Consider the following 16,894-nt stretch of genomic DNA (forward strand, 5'->3'; position numbering starts at 1 on the left):
CCGCCCGCACTCAGACCTTGGTCTACAGTTTGAAGTTCTTAGTTTGCGTTGCACGGTGCTATAATGCTCAGCCGTGACCTTACAGTCATAGAAGAGTGCCCATGTCCGTAACAGGACGCCCGCCTCTCGAAACGTCAGTCACTATCATCCTAGCGCTGGCGAATAACACTCTACTGGTACAACCAACCTTGCGTGGTAACAACTCGAATTCCGACTCATGACAAGCCGTTGAGTGGAAGTGCCTACACGGTGCATCTCGAGATCATGTCCGCGCCTAGCAAAGAAGAGAGTTTTCTTGATGTCAAACCGCTCGAAGATCATCTATACCTTCACCGACGAAGCTCCAGCTCTCGCTACCTATTCGCTACTTCCTATCGTCAAAGCCTTTGCCGCTTCTGCTGACATTGATGTCGAAACCCGTGATATCTCTCTTGCTGGCCGTATTCTTGCTGCCTTTGCTGATCAGCTCGGCGCCGATCAACAAATTGAAGACGACTTAGCCAAACTCGCTGTACTGGCCACTGCGCCAGAAGCCAATATCATCAAGCTGCCAAACATCAGCGCTTCGGTGCCGCAGCTCAAAGGTGCTATCGCCGAGCTGCAAGCTCAGGGCTACAAAGTTCCTGACTACCCGGAAGATGCTCAAACCGAGCAAGACAAAGACGCCTTAGCCCGTTACAGCAAGGTTCTCGGCAGTGCAGTAAACCCTGTTTTGCGTGAAGGCAACTCAGACCGCCGCGCTCCGGCAGCCGTTAAGGCCTACGCTCGCAAGCACCCCCATTCGATGGGCAAGTGGAGCATGGCTTCACAGTCTCACGCTGACTACATGCGCGACGGCGACTTCTTCTCCAGCGAACAGTCCTTCACCCAGGATAAAGCTGGCGATGTACGCATCGAGTTCGTGGGCAAGGATGGCAAAGTCGAACTGAAAAAAGTTGTCAGCCTGCAAGAGGGTGAAATCCTCGACGGCATGCGCATGAGCGCACGCAAGCTGCGCGATTTCTTCGAGCAAACCCTGCAAGACTGTAAAGAAACCGGCGTTATGTGGTCCCTGCACGTCAAGGCCACCATGATGAAGATTTCCCACCCGATCGTCTTCGGCCACGCCGTTAGCGTTTACTACAAGCAAGCTTTCGAAAAGCACGCCAAACTATTTGACGAGCTGGGCGTTAACCCGAACAACGGCCTGAACAGCGTCTACGAGAAAATCAAATCACTGCCAGCTTCGCTGCAGGAAGAAATTCTCCACGACCTGCACGAGTGCTACAGCGACCGCCCAGAAATGGCCATGGTTGACTCGGTTAAAGGCATCACCAACCTGCACATCCCAAGCGACGTTATCGTCGACGCCTCGATGCCAGCGATGATCCGCAGCTCGGGTCAGATGTGGGGCAAGGACGGCAAGCTAAAAGACACCAAAGCCGTTATGCCTGAGAGCACCTATGCGCGCATCTATCAGGAAATGATCAATTTCTGCAAAACCAACGGCGCGTTCGACCCAACGACCATGGGTTCGGTGCCAAACGTTGGCCTGATGGCGCAGAAAGCTGAAGAATACGGTTCCCACGACAAGACTTTCGAAATGGAAGCCGACGGCATCATGCGTGTCGTGCTGGCCGATGGCACTGTCAAAATTCAGCACGAAGTTGAAGCCGGTGACATCTGGCGCGCCTGCCAGACCAAAGATGCGCCGATCCGTGACTGGGTCAAACTGGCGGTTACCCGTGCACGCGCTTCAAATACTCCAGCTATTTTCTGGCTCGACCCAGAGCGTGCGCACGATGAGCAGCTCAAGCTGAAAGTAAATGCTTACCTCAAAGATCACGATACCAGCGGCCTGGAATTGCTGATTCTTGATTACAACCAGGCGATCCGCGTCAGCATGGAACGCATGATTCGTGGCCTCGACACCATCTCGGTAACCGGCAACGTACTGCGTGACTACCTGACCGACTTGTTCCCGATTATGGAACTGGGCACTTCGGCGAAAATGCTTTCCATCGTCCCTCTGATGGCTGGCGGCGGCATGTACGAAACGGGTGCTGGCGGTTCTGCACCCAAGCACGTACAGCAGCTGGTTGAAGAAAACCACCTGCGCTGGGATTCGCTGGGCGAGTTCCTTGCGCTAGCCGTTTCTCTGGAAGAAACCGGGATCAAGAGCAATAATCAGAAAGCCAAGATTCTTGGCACCACGCTGGATATTGCAACCGGTAAATTGCTCGACAACGGCAAATCGCCTTCGCGTCGCACTGGCGAGCTGGACAACCGTGGCAGCCACTTCTATCTGGCGCTGTACTGGGCACAAGCTCTAGCGGCACAGACTGAAAACACTGAGCTGGCCGCCCATTTCGCACCATTAGCCAAAACCCTGACTGAGCAAGAGGCAGCCATCGTTGCTGAACTCAATGAGGTGCAAGGCAAGCCGGTTGATATCGCAGGCTACTACCGCTCCAACCCGGAACTGACCAGCAAGGTCATGCGTCCGAGCGCAACACTCAATGCAGCGATTGATCCTTTGATCTAAGCCTGCTGCGAGTTACACGCAATTCCACAACCCCCGGCCACGTGCCGGGGGTTGTGTTTTAAGGCAGATAACCAACAAGGTATTGAACATGAGCTGGCAACCGCATATCACTGTCGCCACAGTTGTCGAAGACAACGGCCGCTTCCTGCTGGTCGAAGAACACGCCGAAGGCCGCCAGGTATTTAATCAGCCCGCTGGTCATCTTGAAGCCAACGAAACCCTTAACCAGGCAGCGCTGCGCGAAACGCTTGAGGAAACAGGCTGGGAAGTCGAGCTGACGGCCGTAACCGGAATTTACCTGTACACCGCGCCGAGCAATGGCGTGACCTATCAACGCGTGTGCTTTGCCGCAAAACCCATCACCCATCACCCCGAACTACCGCTGGATGACGGAATCATTGGCCCACAGTGGCTGACTCGCGACGAACTGGCTGCACAGCCCGAGCGCTGGCGCAGCGAATTAGTCCTGCGCTGCATTGACGATTACATCGCTGGCGAGCGATTTTCCCTGACCCTGCTGCGCGACTAACCGAAACCTCAACCGTCGCCGCCAGCGTCGCATCCTGCTAGAATCGCGTCCTTTTGAGCTTCAGCGCACTTCCTCATGCCAGATATCGCCATGCAAACGACCCAAGCTTACAACCCTGCCACAACCCGCGTAATCGTCGGTATGTCCGGCGGCGTTGACTCGTCTGTGTCCGCTCTGCTCCTGCTCGAACAGGGCTATCAGGTCGAAGGTCTGTTCATGAAGAACTGGGACGAAGACGATGGCACTGAATATTGCACGGCCATGGACGATCTGGCCGACGCGCAAGCCGTTTGCGACAAAATCGGTATCAAGCTGCACACCGCTAACTTTGCCGCTGAATACTGGGACAATGTATTCGAGCATTTTCTAGCTGAATACAAGGCGGGCCGCACGCCTAACCCGGATATCCTGTGTAATCGCGAGATCAAGTTCAAAGCCTTTCTCGATTACGCTCTGATGCTGGGTGCCGATCTTATTGCCACCGGCCACTATGTGCGCCGTCGCGATACTGATGGCCGCACTGAACTGCTCAAAGGCCTCGACCCGAACAAAGATCAAAGCTACTTCCTGCACGCTGTCGGCGGCGAGCAGATCGCCAAGACCCTATTCCCAGTTGGCGAGCTTGAAAAACCACAGGTCCGTGAAATAGCTGAGAAATATCAGTTGGCGACGGCCAAGAAGAAAGACTCAACCGGCATCTGCTTTATTGGTGAACGGCGCTTTAGCGATTTCCTCAAGCAATACTTGCCTGCCCAGCCTGGCGATATCGAAACCACCGAGGGCGAAGTCATCGGGCGTCATCACGGCCTTATGTACCACACCATTGGTCAGCGCCAAGGTTTAGGCATTGGCGGCTTGAAAGACGCCAGTGAAGAACCTTGGTACGTGCTGCAAAAAGACCTGGAACGCAATGTACTGATGGTTGGCCAGGGTAATGATCACCCATGGTTATTCTCCAGCTCCCTGCTCGCCTCGGATATTTACTGGGTGAATCCGATCAACCTGAGTGAGCCACGGAAGTTAACTGCCAAGGTTCGCTACCGCCAAGGCGACCAGCACTGCACACTGGAAAAAACCACCAACGGCTATCGAGCGACCTTCGCCATGCCGCAACGCGCAGTCACCCCAGGCCAATCTGTGGTGTTTTATGACGGTGAAATCTGCCTTGGTGGTGGCGTCATTGAAATCGCAGAACCCTGGAGCAGCAAGGATATGCGTCGATGAACCAGACTCAAGAGCAACTTGTCGCCCTCGGCGCAGTGTTTGAAGCAGCGGTGCAGGTCGACAAACTCGCCCGCACCGGCCAGTGCAGCGAAGCGGTTACAGCCTGCCTGATCGGTAGCCTGCTGGTGCGCAATCCAGATAAGACGCTTGATGTGTACGGCGGCGATGATCTCAACCTGCGCGACGGCTATCGGGCATTGATCAGCTCTCTGGAGCGCGATCCTGCCAGCCTGCAGCGTGAACCGTTGCGTTACGCGCTGGCCCTGCTCAATCTTGAGCGGCAGTTTTCCAAACGAGAGGACCTGCTGCAGATCATGGGCAGTCGTCTCGACCAGATTCAGCAGCAAGTTGAGCACTTCGGTGTGACCCACGAAAATGTCATGGCCAACTGCGGCTCGCTCTATCAGGACACAATCAGCACCTTCCGCCAGCGCATTCAAGTGCAAGGCGACATGCGCCATTTGCAGCAAAGCGACAACGCCGCAAAAATCCGCGCCCTGCTACTGACGGGCATTCGCGCAGCGCGGCTTTGGCGTCAGCTTGGCGGTCATCGCTGGCAATTGGTGTTTGGTCGCAAAAAATTACTCACCGAGTTATATGCCATGCTGCGCGGATGAGATAAACGCTGCAGCCTGTTGATTTAAAAACGATTCAATAATTTCGCAGCAATCAGCTGCAATCATGTGCATGCATTACGAAGACACTCACCGCTGAACGGCCAACGTCGAATGCGGAAATTCGCTTGTTTTCATGTATGATATGCGCCCTTTTCAATGCCCGACTGTCCGAGAACGCCTTCTTATGCAGCTTTCCTCGCTCACCGCGGTTTCCCCCGTTGATGGCCGCTACGCCGGTAAAACCAGCGCTCTGCGCCCTATTTTCAGTGAATACGGCCTGATCCGTTTTCGTGTAATGGTTGAAGTACGCTGGCTCCAGCGCCTCGCTGCGCACCCTGGCGTGCCTGAAGTAGCGCCGTTTTCAGCACAAGCCCAAGCCATTCTCAATGAACTGGCTGAGAACTTTGCTGAAGAGCACGCTCAACGGGTTAAAGAGATCGAACGCACCACCAACCACGACGTCAAAGCCGTCGAGTACCTGCTCAAAGAGCAAGCTGCAAAGCTGCCTGAGCTGGACAAGGTCAGTGAGTTCATCCACTTTGCATGCACCTCTGAAGACATCAACAACCTTTCGCACGCTCTGATGCTGCGCGAAGGTCGCGACACCGTATTGCTGCCACTGATGCGCCAGGTAGCCGGTGCCATCCGCGAGCTGGCGATCAGCTTTGCCGACGTACCAATGCTGTCGCGCACTCACGGCCAACCGGCATCGCCAACCACGTTAGGCAAAGAACTGGCCAACGTGGTTTACCGCCTTGAACGCCAGATCAGCCAAATCGCGGCCGTACCGCTGCTGGGTAAGATCAACGGCGCCGTGGGCAACTACAATGCTCACCTGTCGGCCTACGCCGATATCGACTGGGAAGCTAACGCCCGCGAGTTTATTGAAGGCGATCTAGGCCTGCAGTGGAACCCGTACACCACGCAGATCGAGCCGCATGACTACATTGCAGAACTGTTTGACGCGACCGCTCGCTTCAACACCATTCTGATCGACTTTGACCGTGACATCTGGGGCTACATTTCGCTCGGCTACTTCAAGCAGAAAACTATCGCTGGCGAAATTGGCTCCTCGACCATGCCGCACAAGGTCAACCCAATCGACTTCGAAAACTCCGAAGGCAACCTTGGCATCGCCAACGCCCTGCTTCAACACTTGGCGAGCAAATTGCCAGTTTCGCGATGGCAGCGTGACCTGACCGACTCAACCGTGTTGCGCAATCTCGGTGTTGGCTTTGCTCATAGCGTTATCGCTTATGAAGCAAGCCTCAAAGGAATCAGCAAGTTAGAGCTGAATGCTCAACGAATTGCTGCAGATCTAGATGCCTGTTGGGAAGTCTTGGCTGAGCCTATTCAGACTGTTATGCGCCGCTACGCCATTGAAAACCCGTACGAGAAGCTCAAAGAGTTGACGCGCGGCAAAGGCATCACGCCCGCAGCCCTGATGGACTTCATCGACGGGCTCGACATGCCAACCGAAGCCAAGGCTGAGCTGAAGCAGCTCACCCCGGCCAACTACATTGGTAACGCGGTCGCGCAGGCTAAGCGCATCTAAGCAACTCAGCCGTTTAAACGCCCGGCAGTGCCGGGCGTTTTTATTTAAGGCTAAATATTAATTTCAAAGGCTTAGCGATGAATCCTGATAATCCACTGCAGCTGCTGGGCGGCTTAACCCCTCGTGAGTTTCTCCGCGATTACTGGCAGAAGAAGCCGTTACTCGTACGCCAGGCAATACCTGACTTTGAAAGCCCGATCTCGCCGGATGAACTGGCTGGCTTGGCCCTCGAAGAAGAAGTCGAGTCGCGCCTGGTGATCGAGCACGGCGAGCGTCCATGGGAGCTACGCCGCGGCCCGTTTGCAGAAGATGCCTTCAGCCAATTGCCGGAAAAGGACTGGACCTTGTTGGTTCAAGCAGTTGATCAGTTCGTTCCGGATGTCGCTGATCTGATGGAAGCCTTCAAGTTTCTGCCGAAATGGCGGATCGACGACGTCATGGTCAGCTTTGCTGCACCGGGCGGTGGCGTTGGCCCGCACTTTGATAACTACGACGTATTTTTGCTTCAGGGTTATGGCAAGCGCCGCTGGCAAGTTGGCCAGATGTGCGACTCCAGCAGCCCGCTACTCGAACACTCGGATCTAAAGATCCTTGCTGAATTTGCACACACTGAAGAATGGGTTCTCGAACCGGGCGACATGCTGTATCTGCCGCCACTTCTGGCCCACTGTGGTACCGCTGAGGATGATTGTATGACGTATTCCGTAGGCTTCCGCGCGCCTAGCGCCGCTGAAGTACTGACCCACTTTACTGATTTTTTGAGTCAGTTCCTGCCGGATGAAGAGCGCTACAGCGATGCTGATGCGCAGCCGACCAGCGACCCGCATCAAATTCAACACGATTCGCTAGACCGCCTCAAGGCGCTTCTCAACCAGCACATGGGCGACGAACGTCTGCTGATGACCTGGTTTGGTCAGTTCATGACTGAGCCACGCTACCCGGAACTGGTCAGCGGCATCGAAATCGACGAAGAACAGTTTCTCGATCAGATAGAAGCTGGCGCCATTATTGTGCGCAACCCAAGCGCGCGCATGGCCTGGTCTGAAGTCGGCGATGGCTTGGTCCTGTTTGCCAGCGGTCATAGCCGCATGCTACCTGCCAGCTTACGCGAAATGCTCAAACTGATCTGCTCGGCGGATGCCCTGCACATCGAAAACCTCGGCCAATGGCTGGCGGATGACGAAGGTCGCCTCTTGGTTCTGGAGTTGATCAAGCAAGGCAGCCTGGAGTTTGCAGATGAATAAAATCACTGTTCGGCTAGCCGACTGGCAGAGGGATAACGCTGATATTCGGCGAATCCGCGAAGCGGTGTTTATTGCCGAACAGTCCGTCGTGCCGGAACTTGAGTGGGACTCGGAGGATGCCGAAGCCGCTCATTTTCTGGCCTGCGAAGGTGATTACCCAATCGGCACCGCGCGCCTGCTGGATGACGGCCACATTGGCCGCGTCTCAGTCCTCAAAGACTGGCGCGGACTAAAGGTTGGCGACGCATTGATGGAAGCAGCCATTGCTGAGGCCGAAAAACGTGGACTACGCCGACAAATGCTCAGCGCCCAGGTGCACGCCAGCGCGTTTTATGAAAGGCTAGGCTTTAATATTATTAGCGAAGAATACCTCGAAGCCGGTATTCCTCACGTAGATATGGTGCGCGACAGCGACTGATAGGCCACCCAAAACCTGCATAAACAGCAGCGGTTGCCTTATAGCCGCCGCCTAAACAGGTTTTCGAGGTCAACATGGTCAATGAAACAGCCCCGCGCGAACCACTCGATGAAAAGGCTCTTGAGCTGCCAGACATCGAATTTGAGTCGCCGGGGCTTTTTTCTGTGCACAACCCAGAGTTGGTTACCAGCACAAGTCAAAGCTCCGAGCCTGCGCCCTTCAGACTCGGTGAGCACACCCCGCTTGAGCGCTTCAATAATCAAGAGCAGGCCTGCGCCCACGCACTTGCACTGCTGCAACAGGCCAAACGCAGCCTGTGTATCTACAGTCAGGATCTTGAGCCATGGCTTTATCACCACAATAGCGTGCAACAAGCCTGCACCGCGTTTCTGCTGGCCAATCCCAAGAATCAGCTGCGGATTTTGGTCAAAGACCTGAGCTTTGCCATCAAAGACGGCAGCCGGCTGATTAGCCTGTCTCGGCGTATATCAAGCAACTTGCTGATTCGCAAGCTAAACCCTAACTACCCAATTGAAGATATTGGCTACCTCTTGGCTGACGACCGCGGCATGCTGTTGCGCCCCGAAGCCGACCAGTTTGCCGGTTATGCAAGCTATCAGGATGCCGGCCGAGTACGCCTGCGCCAAGCGCACTTCAATCAAGCCTGGGAAACCAGCATCACCGATCCTGACCTGCGGAGCTTTTTATTATGACTGCGCGTCCTTTGCTGTTGGCCGCCGCCCTGCTCTGCCTTAGCCGAACCCTGCTGGCTGACACTCAAGTAATCGACCTGAATTTCCGCACCGCCGATGAAATATTGCCGGTGGTACAGTCAACCCTTGGCAATGAAGGCAAAGTCACTCCGTACGGCAATAAGCTGATCGTTAACGCCTCCAGTGAAAAGATCGCTGAAGTTCGCAGCCTGCTCGATCAACTCGACACCAAGCCGCGACGCCTGTTGATCAGCGTCGATACCAGCGATTCAAATGTGCAAACTGATCGCGGCTACAGCACCAATGGCACTATCAGCGCGGGCAATGGCGAGGTGGTAGTCGGTCGTGGCGAGATCAATGGCCGCGACCAGGTGCGGATCATCAACCGCAGCACCAACAGTCGTGGCGGCGGCGTGCAACAGGTGCAAACCAATGAAGGCTATCCAGCACTTATTCAGGTCGGCCAGAGCGTGCCGTTGACCTCGACTGGCACCGGCCCTTACGGCCAGGTGTACAACAACACCGAATACCGCAATGTCACTCGCGGCTTCTACGTGACAGCCAGCCTGACTGGCGACCAAGTACATATTTCCCTGAGCAGCAACCGCGATCGAGTCAGCCAGAATCGCCCTGATGTGATCGACGTACAAAGCACTGATACCCGCGTCAGCGGCCCCATTGGCCAATGGATTACGGTAGGCGGAGTCAATGAGCAAAACCAAAGCAACAACAGCGACTTTTTACAGCGTCGCTCGACCCAGGGACGCGAAGATATGACCTTGCGGGTTAAGGTCGATGTAGTCGACTAATGCCCGGCCAGTACTGACTTACCGGTCATCCAGAGAATTATGTAGTAGTGATAAAAAAGCACTACAAAACGTTTGACGAACGCTTTGCAGCGATGCATTATGGCCTCGCTCCCGCTAATCAGGGGCTCTGGAAAGAGCCTCCGGGTTGATCTCAGGCTTACCGCTCGAGTCGCCCGTGTTGTAAAAGCCCACAAGGCAGATCGACGAGATTGCGACTGGAACGAAGTTGTCCTGAGGGACGGGGAAGCGCTTTCAACCAGCATGACCGAAACAGACACTGCATCGCCCAAGACATCCACGAGTCAAACGGCGAAAAATGACCCGCTCATGAGCAGATACTGATGTCATAAAACTGGTCGACATCCCCGCCTGATCCAACTCCGTCTAAGTCACTTTCTCTTTATCTGTTGTGAGCCCCCGCAACCAGTATCTGTTAACTACAGTTGCTGAGTGGGAAAGCGGTGCTCAACCAAACACATACTTTGAAGGATTGACCATGTCAGCTTATCAAAACGACATCAAAGCCGTTGCGGCCCTTAAAGAAGCCGCCGGCAACAGCTGGAGCGCTATCAACCCTGAGTCCGTCGCTCGTATGCGCGCTCAGAACCGCTTCAAAACCGGTCTTGATATCGCCAAGTACACTGCCGCCATCATGCGCAAAGACATGGCTGAGTACGATGCTGACAGCTCGGTCTACACGCAGTCGCTGGGTTGCTGGCATGGTTTTATCGGTCAGCAGAAGCTGATTTCGATCAAAAAGCACCTGAAAACCACTAACAAGCGCTACCTCTACCTGTCAGGCTGGATGGTTGCTGCACTGCGTTCCGACTTCGGCCCACTGCCTGATCAGTCGATGCACGAAAAAACTGCAGTTTCCGGCCTGATCGAAGAGTTGTACACCTTCCTGCGCCAAGCTGACGCCCGCGAACTGGATCTGCTGTTTGTTGATCTGGACAACGCTCGCGAAGCTGGCGACAAAGCCAAAGCAGCTGAAATCCAGGACAAGATCGACAACTACGAAACTCACGTAGTGCCAATCATTGCTGACATCGACGCTGGTTTCGGCAACCCAGAAGCCACCTACCTGCTGGCTAAGCGCATGATTGAAGCAGGTGCCTGCTGCATCCAGATCGAAAACCAGGTTTCCGATGAGAAGCAGTGCGGCCACCAAGACGGCAAAGTAACTGTTCCCCACGAAGACTTCCTGGCCAAGATCAACGCAGTTCGTTACGCGTTCCTTGAACTGGGTGTTGACGATGGCGTGATCGTTGCCCGTACCGATTCCCTGGGTGCTGGCCTGACCAAACAAATCGCCGTAACCAAGACTCCGGGCGATCTGGGCGACCAGTACAACTCGTTCCTGGATTGTGAAGAAGTTTCGGCTGCTGATCTGGGCAACGGTGACGTTGTAATCAATCGTGGCGGCAAGTTGCTGCGTCCTAAGCGTCTGCCGAGCAACCTGTTCCAATTCCGTAAGGGCACAGGCGAAGACCGTTGCGTACTGGACTGCATCACGTCCCTGCAGAACGGCGCCGACATGCTCTGGATCGAAACCGAGAAGCCACACGTTGGCCAGATCGCTGCCATGGTTAACCGCATCCGTGACGTGATCCCGAACGCCAAGCTGGTTTACAACAACAGCCCATCGTTCAACTGGACACTGAACTTCCGCCAGCAAGTATTTGATGCATTCGTAGAACAAGGCAAAGACGTGTCGGCATACGACCGCGCCAAGCTGATGAGCATCGAGTACGACAACACCGAGCTTGCTCAGGTTGCTGACGAGAAGATCCGCACCTTCCAGCGTGACGGTTCTGCTCAGGCCGGTATCTTCCACCACCTGATCACTCTGCCGACTTACCATACTGCTGCGCTGTCTACCGACAACCTGGCAAAAGGTTACTTCGCAGACCAAGGCATGCTGGCCTACGTCAAAGGCGTTCAGCGTGAAGAACTGCGTCAGGGCATCGCCTGCGTTAAGCACCAGAACATGGCTGGCTCCGATATCGGTGACAACCATAAAGAGTACTTCGCTGGCGAAGCAGCTCTGAAAGCAGGCGGTAAAGACAACACCATGAACCAGTTCGGCTAAGTCGAATCGGTTCTCTCCTCTCGCAGTCCAATGCGTGAGGACACTAAAGCCCGGCATCTCTGCCGGGCTTTTTTATTGGTACATGAATGTAGAAATCACACAAACCTGATCGATTGGTCAGGTTATTTGAATCTGTACGCAGTTCGACTTAATATGACGCGTATAAATAAACCTGCGCTGCACATTTTGGATACACTTTCGCGTAAATAGTCATACGCGTCTAGTATTGAATAGGCCGATGTGGCAACATTCATTCCGAAGAAAAATGTAACTAAAGTCTTCGTATACGAGGTACGAGTCGCATGTCAGACCCAGTCGCTAGTCTTTCCCAAAACTGGGCGTTTGCAGTATTCATCCTCGGTGCCTTTGCCCTCATCGCATTTATGCTTGGCCTCTCCAGCTTGCTCGGTAGCAAAGCCTGGGGTCGCAGCAAAAACGAACCCTTTGAATCAGGCATGCTGCCAACCGGCACTGCACGCCTGCGCCTGTCGGCAAAGTTTTATTTGGTCGCGATGCTCTTCGTGATCTTCGACGTTGAAGCCCTCTATCTATTTGCTTGGTCAGTCTCCGTACGCGAAAGCGGTTGGGCGGGACTTATCGAAGCCGCAATATTTATAGCAATTCTGTTGGCAGGTCTTGTCTACCTATGGCGAATCGGTGCGCTCGATTGGGCACCGCAAAGCCGTCGCGATCGACAGGCGAAGCTAAAACAATGAGGCTTTGGCGATGCAATACAACCTTACACGGATCGATCCGGATGCTCCTAACGAGCAATATCCGGTCGGCGAGCGGGAGACCGTAAGCGATCCACTGCTGGACGATCAGGTCCACAAAAACATCTACATGGGCAAACTCGAAGACGTCTTGAGTGGCGCAGTCAATTGGGGTCGCAAGAACTCCCTTTGGCCTTATAACTTCGGGTTGTCCTGCTGCTATGTAGAAATGACCACGGCCTTCACGGCACCGCACGATGTTGCTCGTTTTGGTGCGGAAGTTATCCGTGCGTCTCCGCGCCAGGCTGACTTCATGGTCATCGCCGGCACCTGCTTCATCAAGATGGCGCCGGTCATTCAACGCCTGTACGAACAGATGCTTGAGCCTAAATGGGTCATTTCCATGGGTTCATGCGCTAACTCAGGCGGCATGTACGATATCTATTCGGTGGTTCAGGGCGTCGACAAGTTCTTACCTGTCGACGTGTACATCCCTGGCTGCCCACCTCGTCCAGAAGCCTTTCTTCAAGGCCTGATGCTCCTTCAGGAGTCAATTGGCCAAGAGCGTCGCCCGTTATCTTGGGTCGTCGGTGATCAGGGCGTTTATCGCGCTGATATGCCTTCGCAAAAAGAACAGCGCCGCGCCGAGCGAATTGCTGTGACCAACCTGCGCAGCCCAGACGACGTATAAGCCAGGCTCACTCAAGAAGCCTGCTTACCGATGCCGTACCCTGATTAGTGACTGAGACCATGACTGCTAATAGCGTTCTGTCCATCGCGCCCTATACGCCAGATGACCACAGTGTCATTGGCGAGCTGAGCGCAAAATTTGGCGCTGAGGCCTTCACCGTACAAACCACCCGCACCGGCATGCCAGTGCTGTGGGTTGCCCGTGAACAGCTGACCAATATCCTTACGTACTTGCGTAATGTACCGCGTCCATACGTCATGCTGTATGACCTGCACGGCGTCGATGAGCGTCTGCGCACCCAGCGTCGCGGTTTGCCAGACGCCGATTTCACTGTGTTCTATCACCTGATGTCGATAGAACGTAACAACGACGTAATGATCAAGGTCGCGCTGTCCGAAGGCGATCTTAATCTGCCAAGCATCACCGGAATCTGGCCGAACGCCAACTGGTATGAACGTGAAGTGTGGGACCTGTACGGCATTCATTTCACAGGCCATCCGCACCTGACACGCATCATGATGCCGCCCACTTGGGAAGGCCACCCTCTGCGCAAAGACTATCCGGCGCGGGCCACTGAGTTCGATCCATTCAGCCTGACATTGGCCAAGCAGCAGCACGAAGAAGAAGCAGCACGTTTTCGCCCTGAAGACTGGGGCATGCAACGCGGCGGCTCGCATGAGGACTTTATGTTCCTCAATCTGGGGCCTAACCACCCGTCCGCCCACGGTGCGTTCCGTATTATTTTGCAGCTCGACGGTGAAGAAATCGTCGACTGTGTTCCCGAGATTGGCTACCACCATCGTGGCGCCGAGAAGATGGCCGAACGCCAAAGCTGGCACAGTTTCATCCCGTACACCGACCGTATCGATTACCTCGGCGGCGTGATGAACAACCTGCCTTACGTACTTTCGGTGGAAAAGCTTGCGGGGATCAAAGTCCCGGATCGGGTTGATTTTATCCGCGTAATGATGGCTGAGTTCTTCCGCATCACCAGCCATTTGCTGTTCCTCGGCACCTATATTCAAGACGTGGGGGCAATGACCCCGGTGTTCTTCACCTTCACCGACCGCCAGCGGGCCTATAAGGTTATTGAAGCCATCACCGGTTTCCGCCTGCACCCGGCCTGGTATCGCATCGGCGGTGTTGCCCACGACTTGCCGCGCGGCTGGGACAAGCTGGTCAAGGAATTTGTCGACTGGCTGCCAAAACGCCTCGACGAATACGAGAAAGCCGCATTACAGAACAGCATTCTGCGCGGTCGAACCATTGGAGTCGCCCAGTACAACACCAAGGAAGCCCTGGAATGGGGCGTCACCGGTGCTGGCCTGCGCTCGACCGGCTTGGATTTCGACCTGCGCAAAGCGCGCCCCTACTCTGGCTATGAACACTTCGAGTTTGAAGTGCCGCTTGCCAACAACGGCGATGCTTACGATCGCTGCATGGTTCGCGTAGAAGAAATGCGCCAGAGCATTCGGATCATCGATCAATGCCTGCGCAATATGCCGGAAGGCCCGTACAAGGCTGATCACCCGCTGACCACACCACCACCGAAAGAGCGCACGCTGCGTGATATCGAAACCTTGATTACCCACTTCCTGCAAGTGTCGTGGGGGCCGGTCATGCCCGCCAATGAGTCATTCCAGATGATTGAGGCAACCAAGGGTATCAACAGCTATTACCTGACCAGTGATGGCGGCACCATGAGTTATCGCACGCGTATCCGTACGCCGAGTTTCCCGCACCTGCAGCAGATCCCGCCTGTGATTCGCGGCAGCATGGTTGCAGACTTGATTGCCTATCTGGGCAGTATCGATTTCGTTATGGCTGACGTGGACCGTTGATTATGAATACCCTTATTCAGACTGACCGTTTTGCCCTTAGCGATGCCGAGCGCTCAGCAATCGAACATGAAATGCATCATTATGAAGACTCGCGCGCGGCCTCCATCGAAGCGCTGAAGATCGTTCAGAAACACCGCGGTTGGGTGCCTGATGGCGCCAGCGAAGCCATTGGCCAGGTGCTGGGCATCCCCGCCAGCGACGTCGAAGGTGTTGCTACGTTCTATAGCCAGATCTTCCGCCAGCCTGTAGGCCGCCACATCATCCGCGTGTGCGACAGCATGACCTGCTTTGTCGGCGGCCATGAAAATGTCCTTGCCAGCATCAAGGATCAGCTTGGCATCGAGCCTGGGCAAACCACGACTGACGGCCGCTTCACCCTGCTCCCGGTTTGCTGTCTGGGCAACTGTGACAAAGCGCCTGCAGTGATGGTTGATGACGACACCTTTGGTAATGTCCAGCCCGACTGCGTTGCCAACATGCTGGAGGCTTACTCATGAGCGCTCTACTTAGCCGCAGCACCGAAGTGCTGACATCGATTGGCCCGGCCAACCTGATCAAGCGCAGCGAAGAAACCCATCCGCTGACCTGGCGCCTGCGAGATGACGGCCAGCCGGTCTGGCTTGAAGAATATCAGGCCAAAAATGGTTACAGCGCCGCCCGCAAAGCGCTGAGCGAAATGGCTCAAGCGGATATTGTGCAACAGGTCAAGGATGCCGGTCTCAAAGGACGCGGCGGTGCAGGCTTCCCAACCGGCGTCAAATGGGGGCTGATGCCCGCGGATGAGTCGCTGAACATTCGCTACCTGCTGTGCAACGCCGATGAGATGGAGCCCAACACCTGGAAAGACCGGATGCTGATGGAGCAACTGCCCCATCTGTTAGTTGAAGGCATGCTCATCAGCGCTCGCGCGCTCAAGGCTTATCGCGGCTATATCTTCTTGCGTGGTGAATACGTAGACGCCGCGACCAATCTCAATCGAGCGATTGAAGAAGCTAAAGCAGCTGGTTTGTTGGGTAAAAACATTTTCGGCAGCGGCTTCGATTTTGAGCTGATCGTGCACACCGGTGCCGGTCGTTATATCTGCGGCGAAGAAACTGCACTGATCAACTCGCTGGAAGGCCGCCGGGCAAACCCGCGCGCCAAACCGCCCTTCCCTGCAGCTGTCGGGGTTTGGGGCAAGCCGACCTGCGTCAACAACGTTGAAACCTTGTGCAACGTGCCATCAATTATCGACCACGGTGTTGACTGGTACAAAAGCCTCGCCCGCCCCGGCTCGGATGACATGGGCACCAAGCTCATGGGCTTTTCCGGCAAGGTCAAGAATCCCGGTCTGTGGGAGCTGCCATTCGGCGTACCCGCGCGCGAGCTGTTTGAAGATTACGCTGGCGGCATGCGCGATGGCTTCACCTTGAAAGCCTGGCAACCAGGCGGCGCTGGCACCGGTTTCTTGCTCCCGGAGCACCTGGATGCGCCGATGTATGCAGCGGGCATCGCCAAGGTTGGTACACGGATGGGCACGGGCCTGGCGCTGGCGGTTGATGACTCCGTCAACATGGTCTCGCTGCTGCGCAATATGGAAGAGTTTTTCTCCCGTGAGTCATGCGGCTGGTGTACGCCTTGCCGTGATGGTTTGCCTTGGAGCGTGAAAATTCTGCGCGCACTGGAGCGCGGCCAAGGCACCCGTGAAGACATCGAAACCTTATTGGGTTTGGTCAACTTCCTCGGCCCGGGCAAGACTTTCTGTGCACACGCGCCGGGCGCGGTTGAGCCGTTAGGCAGCGCAATCAAATATTTCCGGGAAGAGTTCGAGGCAGGTGTTTCCAGCTCAGCAGTTCCGGCAGCGACGGGGCAATTCGTCCCCGCGTAACGATTTCAGGCTCTGGCGGCCAGCTCAACTGGCCATGGAGCAAACCGTTTTCCATTA

15 protein-coding genes are annotated in these 16,894 nt (G+C 55.2%); all 15 read left to right on the forward strand.

Annotated elements, in window-relative coordinates:
* Window positions 1-298 precede the first annotated feature (298 nt).
* The 15 genes from ACN0UH_RS11425 to nuoF all read left to right on the forward strand — a co-directional run bounded on the left by ACN0UH_RS11425 (window position 299) and on the right by nuoF (window position 16,837).
* Window positions 299-2,524 (forward strand): NADP-dependent isocitrate dehydrogenase, encoded by a 2,226-nt coding sequence (locus ACN0UH_RS11425; RefSeq protein ID WP_417662156.1) that lies wholly within the window; start codon window positions 299-301, stop codon window positions 2,522-2,524.
* Between the two features lie 88 nt (window positions 2,525-2,612).
* Window positions 2,613-3,053, forward strand: a complete 441-nt coding sequence (locus ACN0UH_RS11430) for an NUDIX hydrolase (RefSeq protein ID WP_417662157.1) — start codon at window positions 2,613-2,615, stop codon at window positions 3,051-3,053.
* A 90-nt stretch (window positions 3,054-3,143) separates the two neighbouring features.
* Window positions 3,144-4,277, forward strand: a complete 1,134-nt coding sequence (mnmA, locus tag ACN0UH_RS11435) for a tRNA 2-thiouridine(34) synthase MnmA (protein ID WP_417662158.1) — start codon at window positions 3,144-3,146, stop codon at window positions 4,275-4,277.
* Window positions 4,274-4,894: a high frequency lysogenization protein HflD gene (gene hflD, locus ACN0UH_RS11440; RefSeq protein WP_417662159.1), complete on the forward strand. Its 621-nt coding sequence runs from the start codon at window positions 4,274-4,276 to the stop codon at window positions 4,892-4,894. The genes mnmA and hflD overlap by 4 nt, the downstream gene beginning before the upstream one ends.
* 184 nt (window positions 4,895-5,078) lie before the next feature.
* Complete coding sequence (purB, locus tag ACN0UH_RS11445; RefSeq protein ID WP_417662160.1) at window positions 5,079-6,449, forward strand: adenylosuccinate lyase; 1,371 nt, start codon at window positions 5,079-5,081, stop codon at window positions 6,447-6,449.
* Window positions 6,450-6,526: 77 nt separating this feature from the next.
* Window positions 6,527-7,693, forward strand: a complete 1,167-nt coding sequence (locus ACN0UH_RS11450) for a JmjC domain-containing protein (RefSeq protein WP_417662161.1) — start codon at window positions 6,527-6,529, stop codon at window positions 7,691-7,693.
* The gene (locus ACN0UH_RS11455) at window positions 7,686-8,111 is read left to right on the forward strand and encodes a GNAT family N-acetyltransferase (RefSeq protein WP_087516794.1); all 426 of its coding nucleotides are present in this window, start codon (window positions 7,686-7,688) and stop codon (window positions 8,109-8,111) included. Before ACN0UH_RS11450 ends, ACN0UH_RS11455 begins: the two co-directional genes overlap by 8 nt.
* Window positions 8,112-8,185: 74 nt before the next feature.
* The gene (locus tag ACN0UH_RS11460) at window positions 8,186-8,824 is read left to right on the forward strand and encodes a histone acetyltransferase HPA2 (RefSeq protein WP_417662162.1); all 639 of its coding nucleotides are present in this window, start codon (window positions 8,186-8,188) and stop codon (window positions 8,822-8,824) included.
* Complete coding sequence (locus ACN0UH_RS11465; RefSeq protein WP_417662163.1) at window positions 8,821-9,633, forward strand: secretin N-terminal domain-containing protein; 813 nt, start codon at window positions 8,821-8,823, stop codon at window positions 9,631-9,633. Before ACN0UH_RS11460 ends, ACN0UH_RS11465 begins: the two co-directional genes overlap by 4 nt.
* A 496-nt stretch (window positions 9,634-10,129) precedes the next feature.
* Window positions 10,130-11,725, forward strand: a complete 1,596-nt coding sequence (locus tag ACN0UH_RS11470; RefSeq protein ID WP_417662164.1) for an isocitrate lyase — start codon at window positions 10,130-10,132, stop codon at window positions 11,723-11,725.
* Between the two features lie 302 nt (window positions 11,726-12,027).
* Entirely contained in the window at window positions 12,028-12,441 is a 414-nt protein-coding gene (locus tag ACN0UH_RS11475) for an NADH-quinone oxidoreductase subunit A (protein ID WP_417662165.1), read from the forward strand.
* Between the two features lie 10 nt (window positions 12,442-12,451).
* Window positions 12,452-13,129 carry an NADH-quinone oxidoreductase subunit B gene (locus ACN0UH_RS11480; protein WP_339512036.1) on the forward strand — a complete coding sequence of 226 codons (678 nt, stop codon included), beginning with the start codon at window positions 12,452-12,454 and terminating at the stop codon, window positions 13,127-13,129.
* A 59-nt stretch (window positions 13,130-13,188) separates the two neighbouring features.
* Window positions 13,189-14,970 carry an NADH-quinone oxidoreductase subunit C/D gene (gene nuoC / locus ACN0UH_RS11485; RefSeq protein ID WP_417662166.1) on the forward strand — a complete coding sequence of 594 codons (1,782 nt, stop codon included), beginning with the start codon at window positions 13,189-13,191 and terminating at the stop codon, window positions 14,968-14,970.
* A 2-nt stretch (window positions 14,971-14,972) separates the two neighbouring features.
* Complete coding sequence (gene nuoE / locus ACN0UH_RS11490) at window positions 14,973-15,467, forward strand: NADH-quinone oxidoreductase subunit NuoE (RefSeq protein ID WP_417662167.1); 495 nt, start codon at window positions 14,973-14,975, stop codon at window positions 15,465-15,467.
* A complete protein-coding gene (gene nuoF / locus ACN0UH_RS11495) occupies window positions 15,464-16,837 on the forward strand; it encodes an NADH-quinone oxidoreductase subunit NuoF (RefSeq protein ID WP_417662168.1) in 1,374 nt (457 codons plus the stop codon). Before nuoE ends, nuoF begins: the two co-directional genes overlap by 4 nt.
* Window positions 16,838-16,894: the final 57 nt, after the last annotated feature.

The sequence above is a fragment of the Pseudomonas sp. genome, from assembly GCF_048265905.1.
Lineage (GTDB): Bacteria > Pseudomonadota > Gammaproteobacteria > Pseudomonadales > Pseudomonadaceae > Aquipseudomonas.

What these genes read in the sequence shown, in the direction of transcription:
- nuoE (WP_417662167.1), top strand. Translation starts at nt 14,973, where the DNA reads ATGAATACCCTTATTCAGACTGACCGTTTTGCCCTTAGCGATGCCGAG.
- ACN0UH_RS11430 (WP_417662157.1), top strand. Translation starts at nt 2,613, where the DNA reads ATGAGCTGGCAACCGCATATCACTGTCGCCACAGTTGTCGAAGACAAC.
- ACN0UH_RS11480 (WP_339512036.1), top strand. Translation starts at nt 12,452, where the DNA reads ATGCAATACAACCTTACACGGATCGATCCGGATGCTCCTAACGAGCAA.
- ACN0UH_RS11465 (WP_417662163.1), top strand. Translation starts at nt 8,821, where the DNA reads ATGACTGCGCGTCCTTTGCTGTTGGCCGCCGCCCTGCTCTGCCTTAGC.
- mnmA (WP_417662158.1), top strand. Translation starts at nt 3,144, where the DNA reads ATGCAAACGACCCAAGCTTACAACCCTGCCACAACCCGCGTAATCGTC.
- hflD (WP_417662159.1), top strand. Translation starts at nt 4,274, where the DNA reads ATGAACCAGACTCAAGAGCAACTTGTCGCCCTCGGCGCAGTGTTTGAA.
- ACN0UH_RS11460 (WP_417662162.1), top strand. Translation starts at nt 8,186, where the DNA reads ATGGTCAATGAAACAGCCCCGCGCGAACCACTCGATGAAAAGGCTCTT.
- ACN0UH_RS11425 (WP_417662156.1), top strand. Translation starts at nt 299, where the DNA reads ATGTCAAACCGCTCGAAGATCATCTATACCTTCACCGACGAAGCTCCA.
- nuoF (WP_417662168.1), top strand. Translation starts at nt 15,464, where the DNA reads ATGAGCGCTCTACTTAGCCGCAGCACCGAAGTGCTGACATCGATTGGC.
- nuoC (WP_417662166.1), top strand. Translation starts at nt 13,189, where the DNA reads ATGACTGCTAATAGCGTTCTGTCCATCGCGCCCTATACGCCAGATGAC.
- purB (WP_417662160.1), top strand. Translation starts at nt 5,079, where the DNA reads ATGCAGCTTTCCTCGCTCACCGCGGTTTCCCCCGTTGATGGCCGCTAC.
- ACN0UH_RS11470 (WP_417662164.1), top strand. Translation starts at nt 10,130, where the DNA reads ATGTCAGCTTATCAAAACGACATCAAAGCCGTTGCGGCCCTTAAAGAA.
- ACN0UH_RS11475 (WP_417662165.1), top strand. Translation starts at nt 12,028, where the DNA reads ATGTCAGACCCAGTCGCTAGTCTTTCCCAAAACTGGGCGTTTGCAGTA.
- ACN0UH_RS11450 (WP_417662161.1), top strand. Translation starts at nt 6,527, where the DNA reads ATGAATCCTGATAATCCACTGCAGCTGCTGGGCGGCTTAACCCCTCGT.
- ACN0UH_RS11455 (WP_087516794.1), top strand. Translation starts at nt 7,686, where the DNA reads ATGAATAAAATCACTGTTCGGCTAGCCGACTGGCAGAGGGATAACGCT.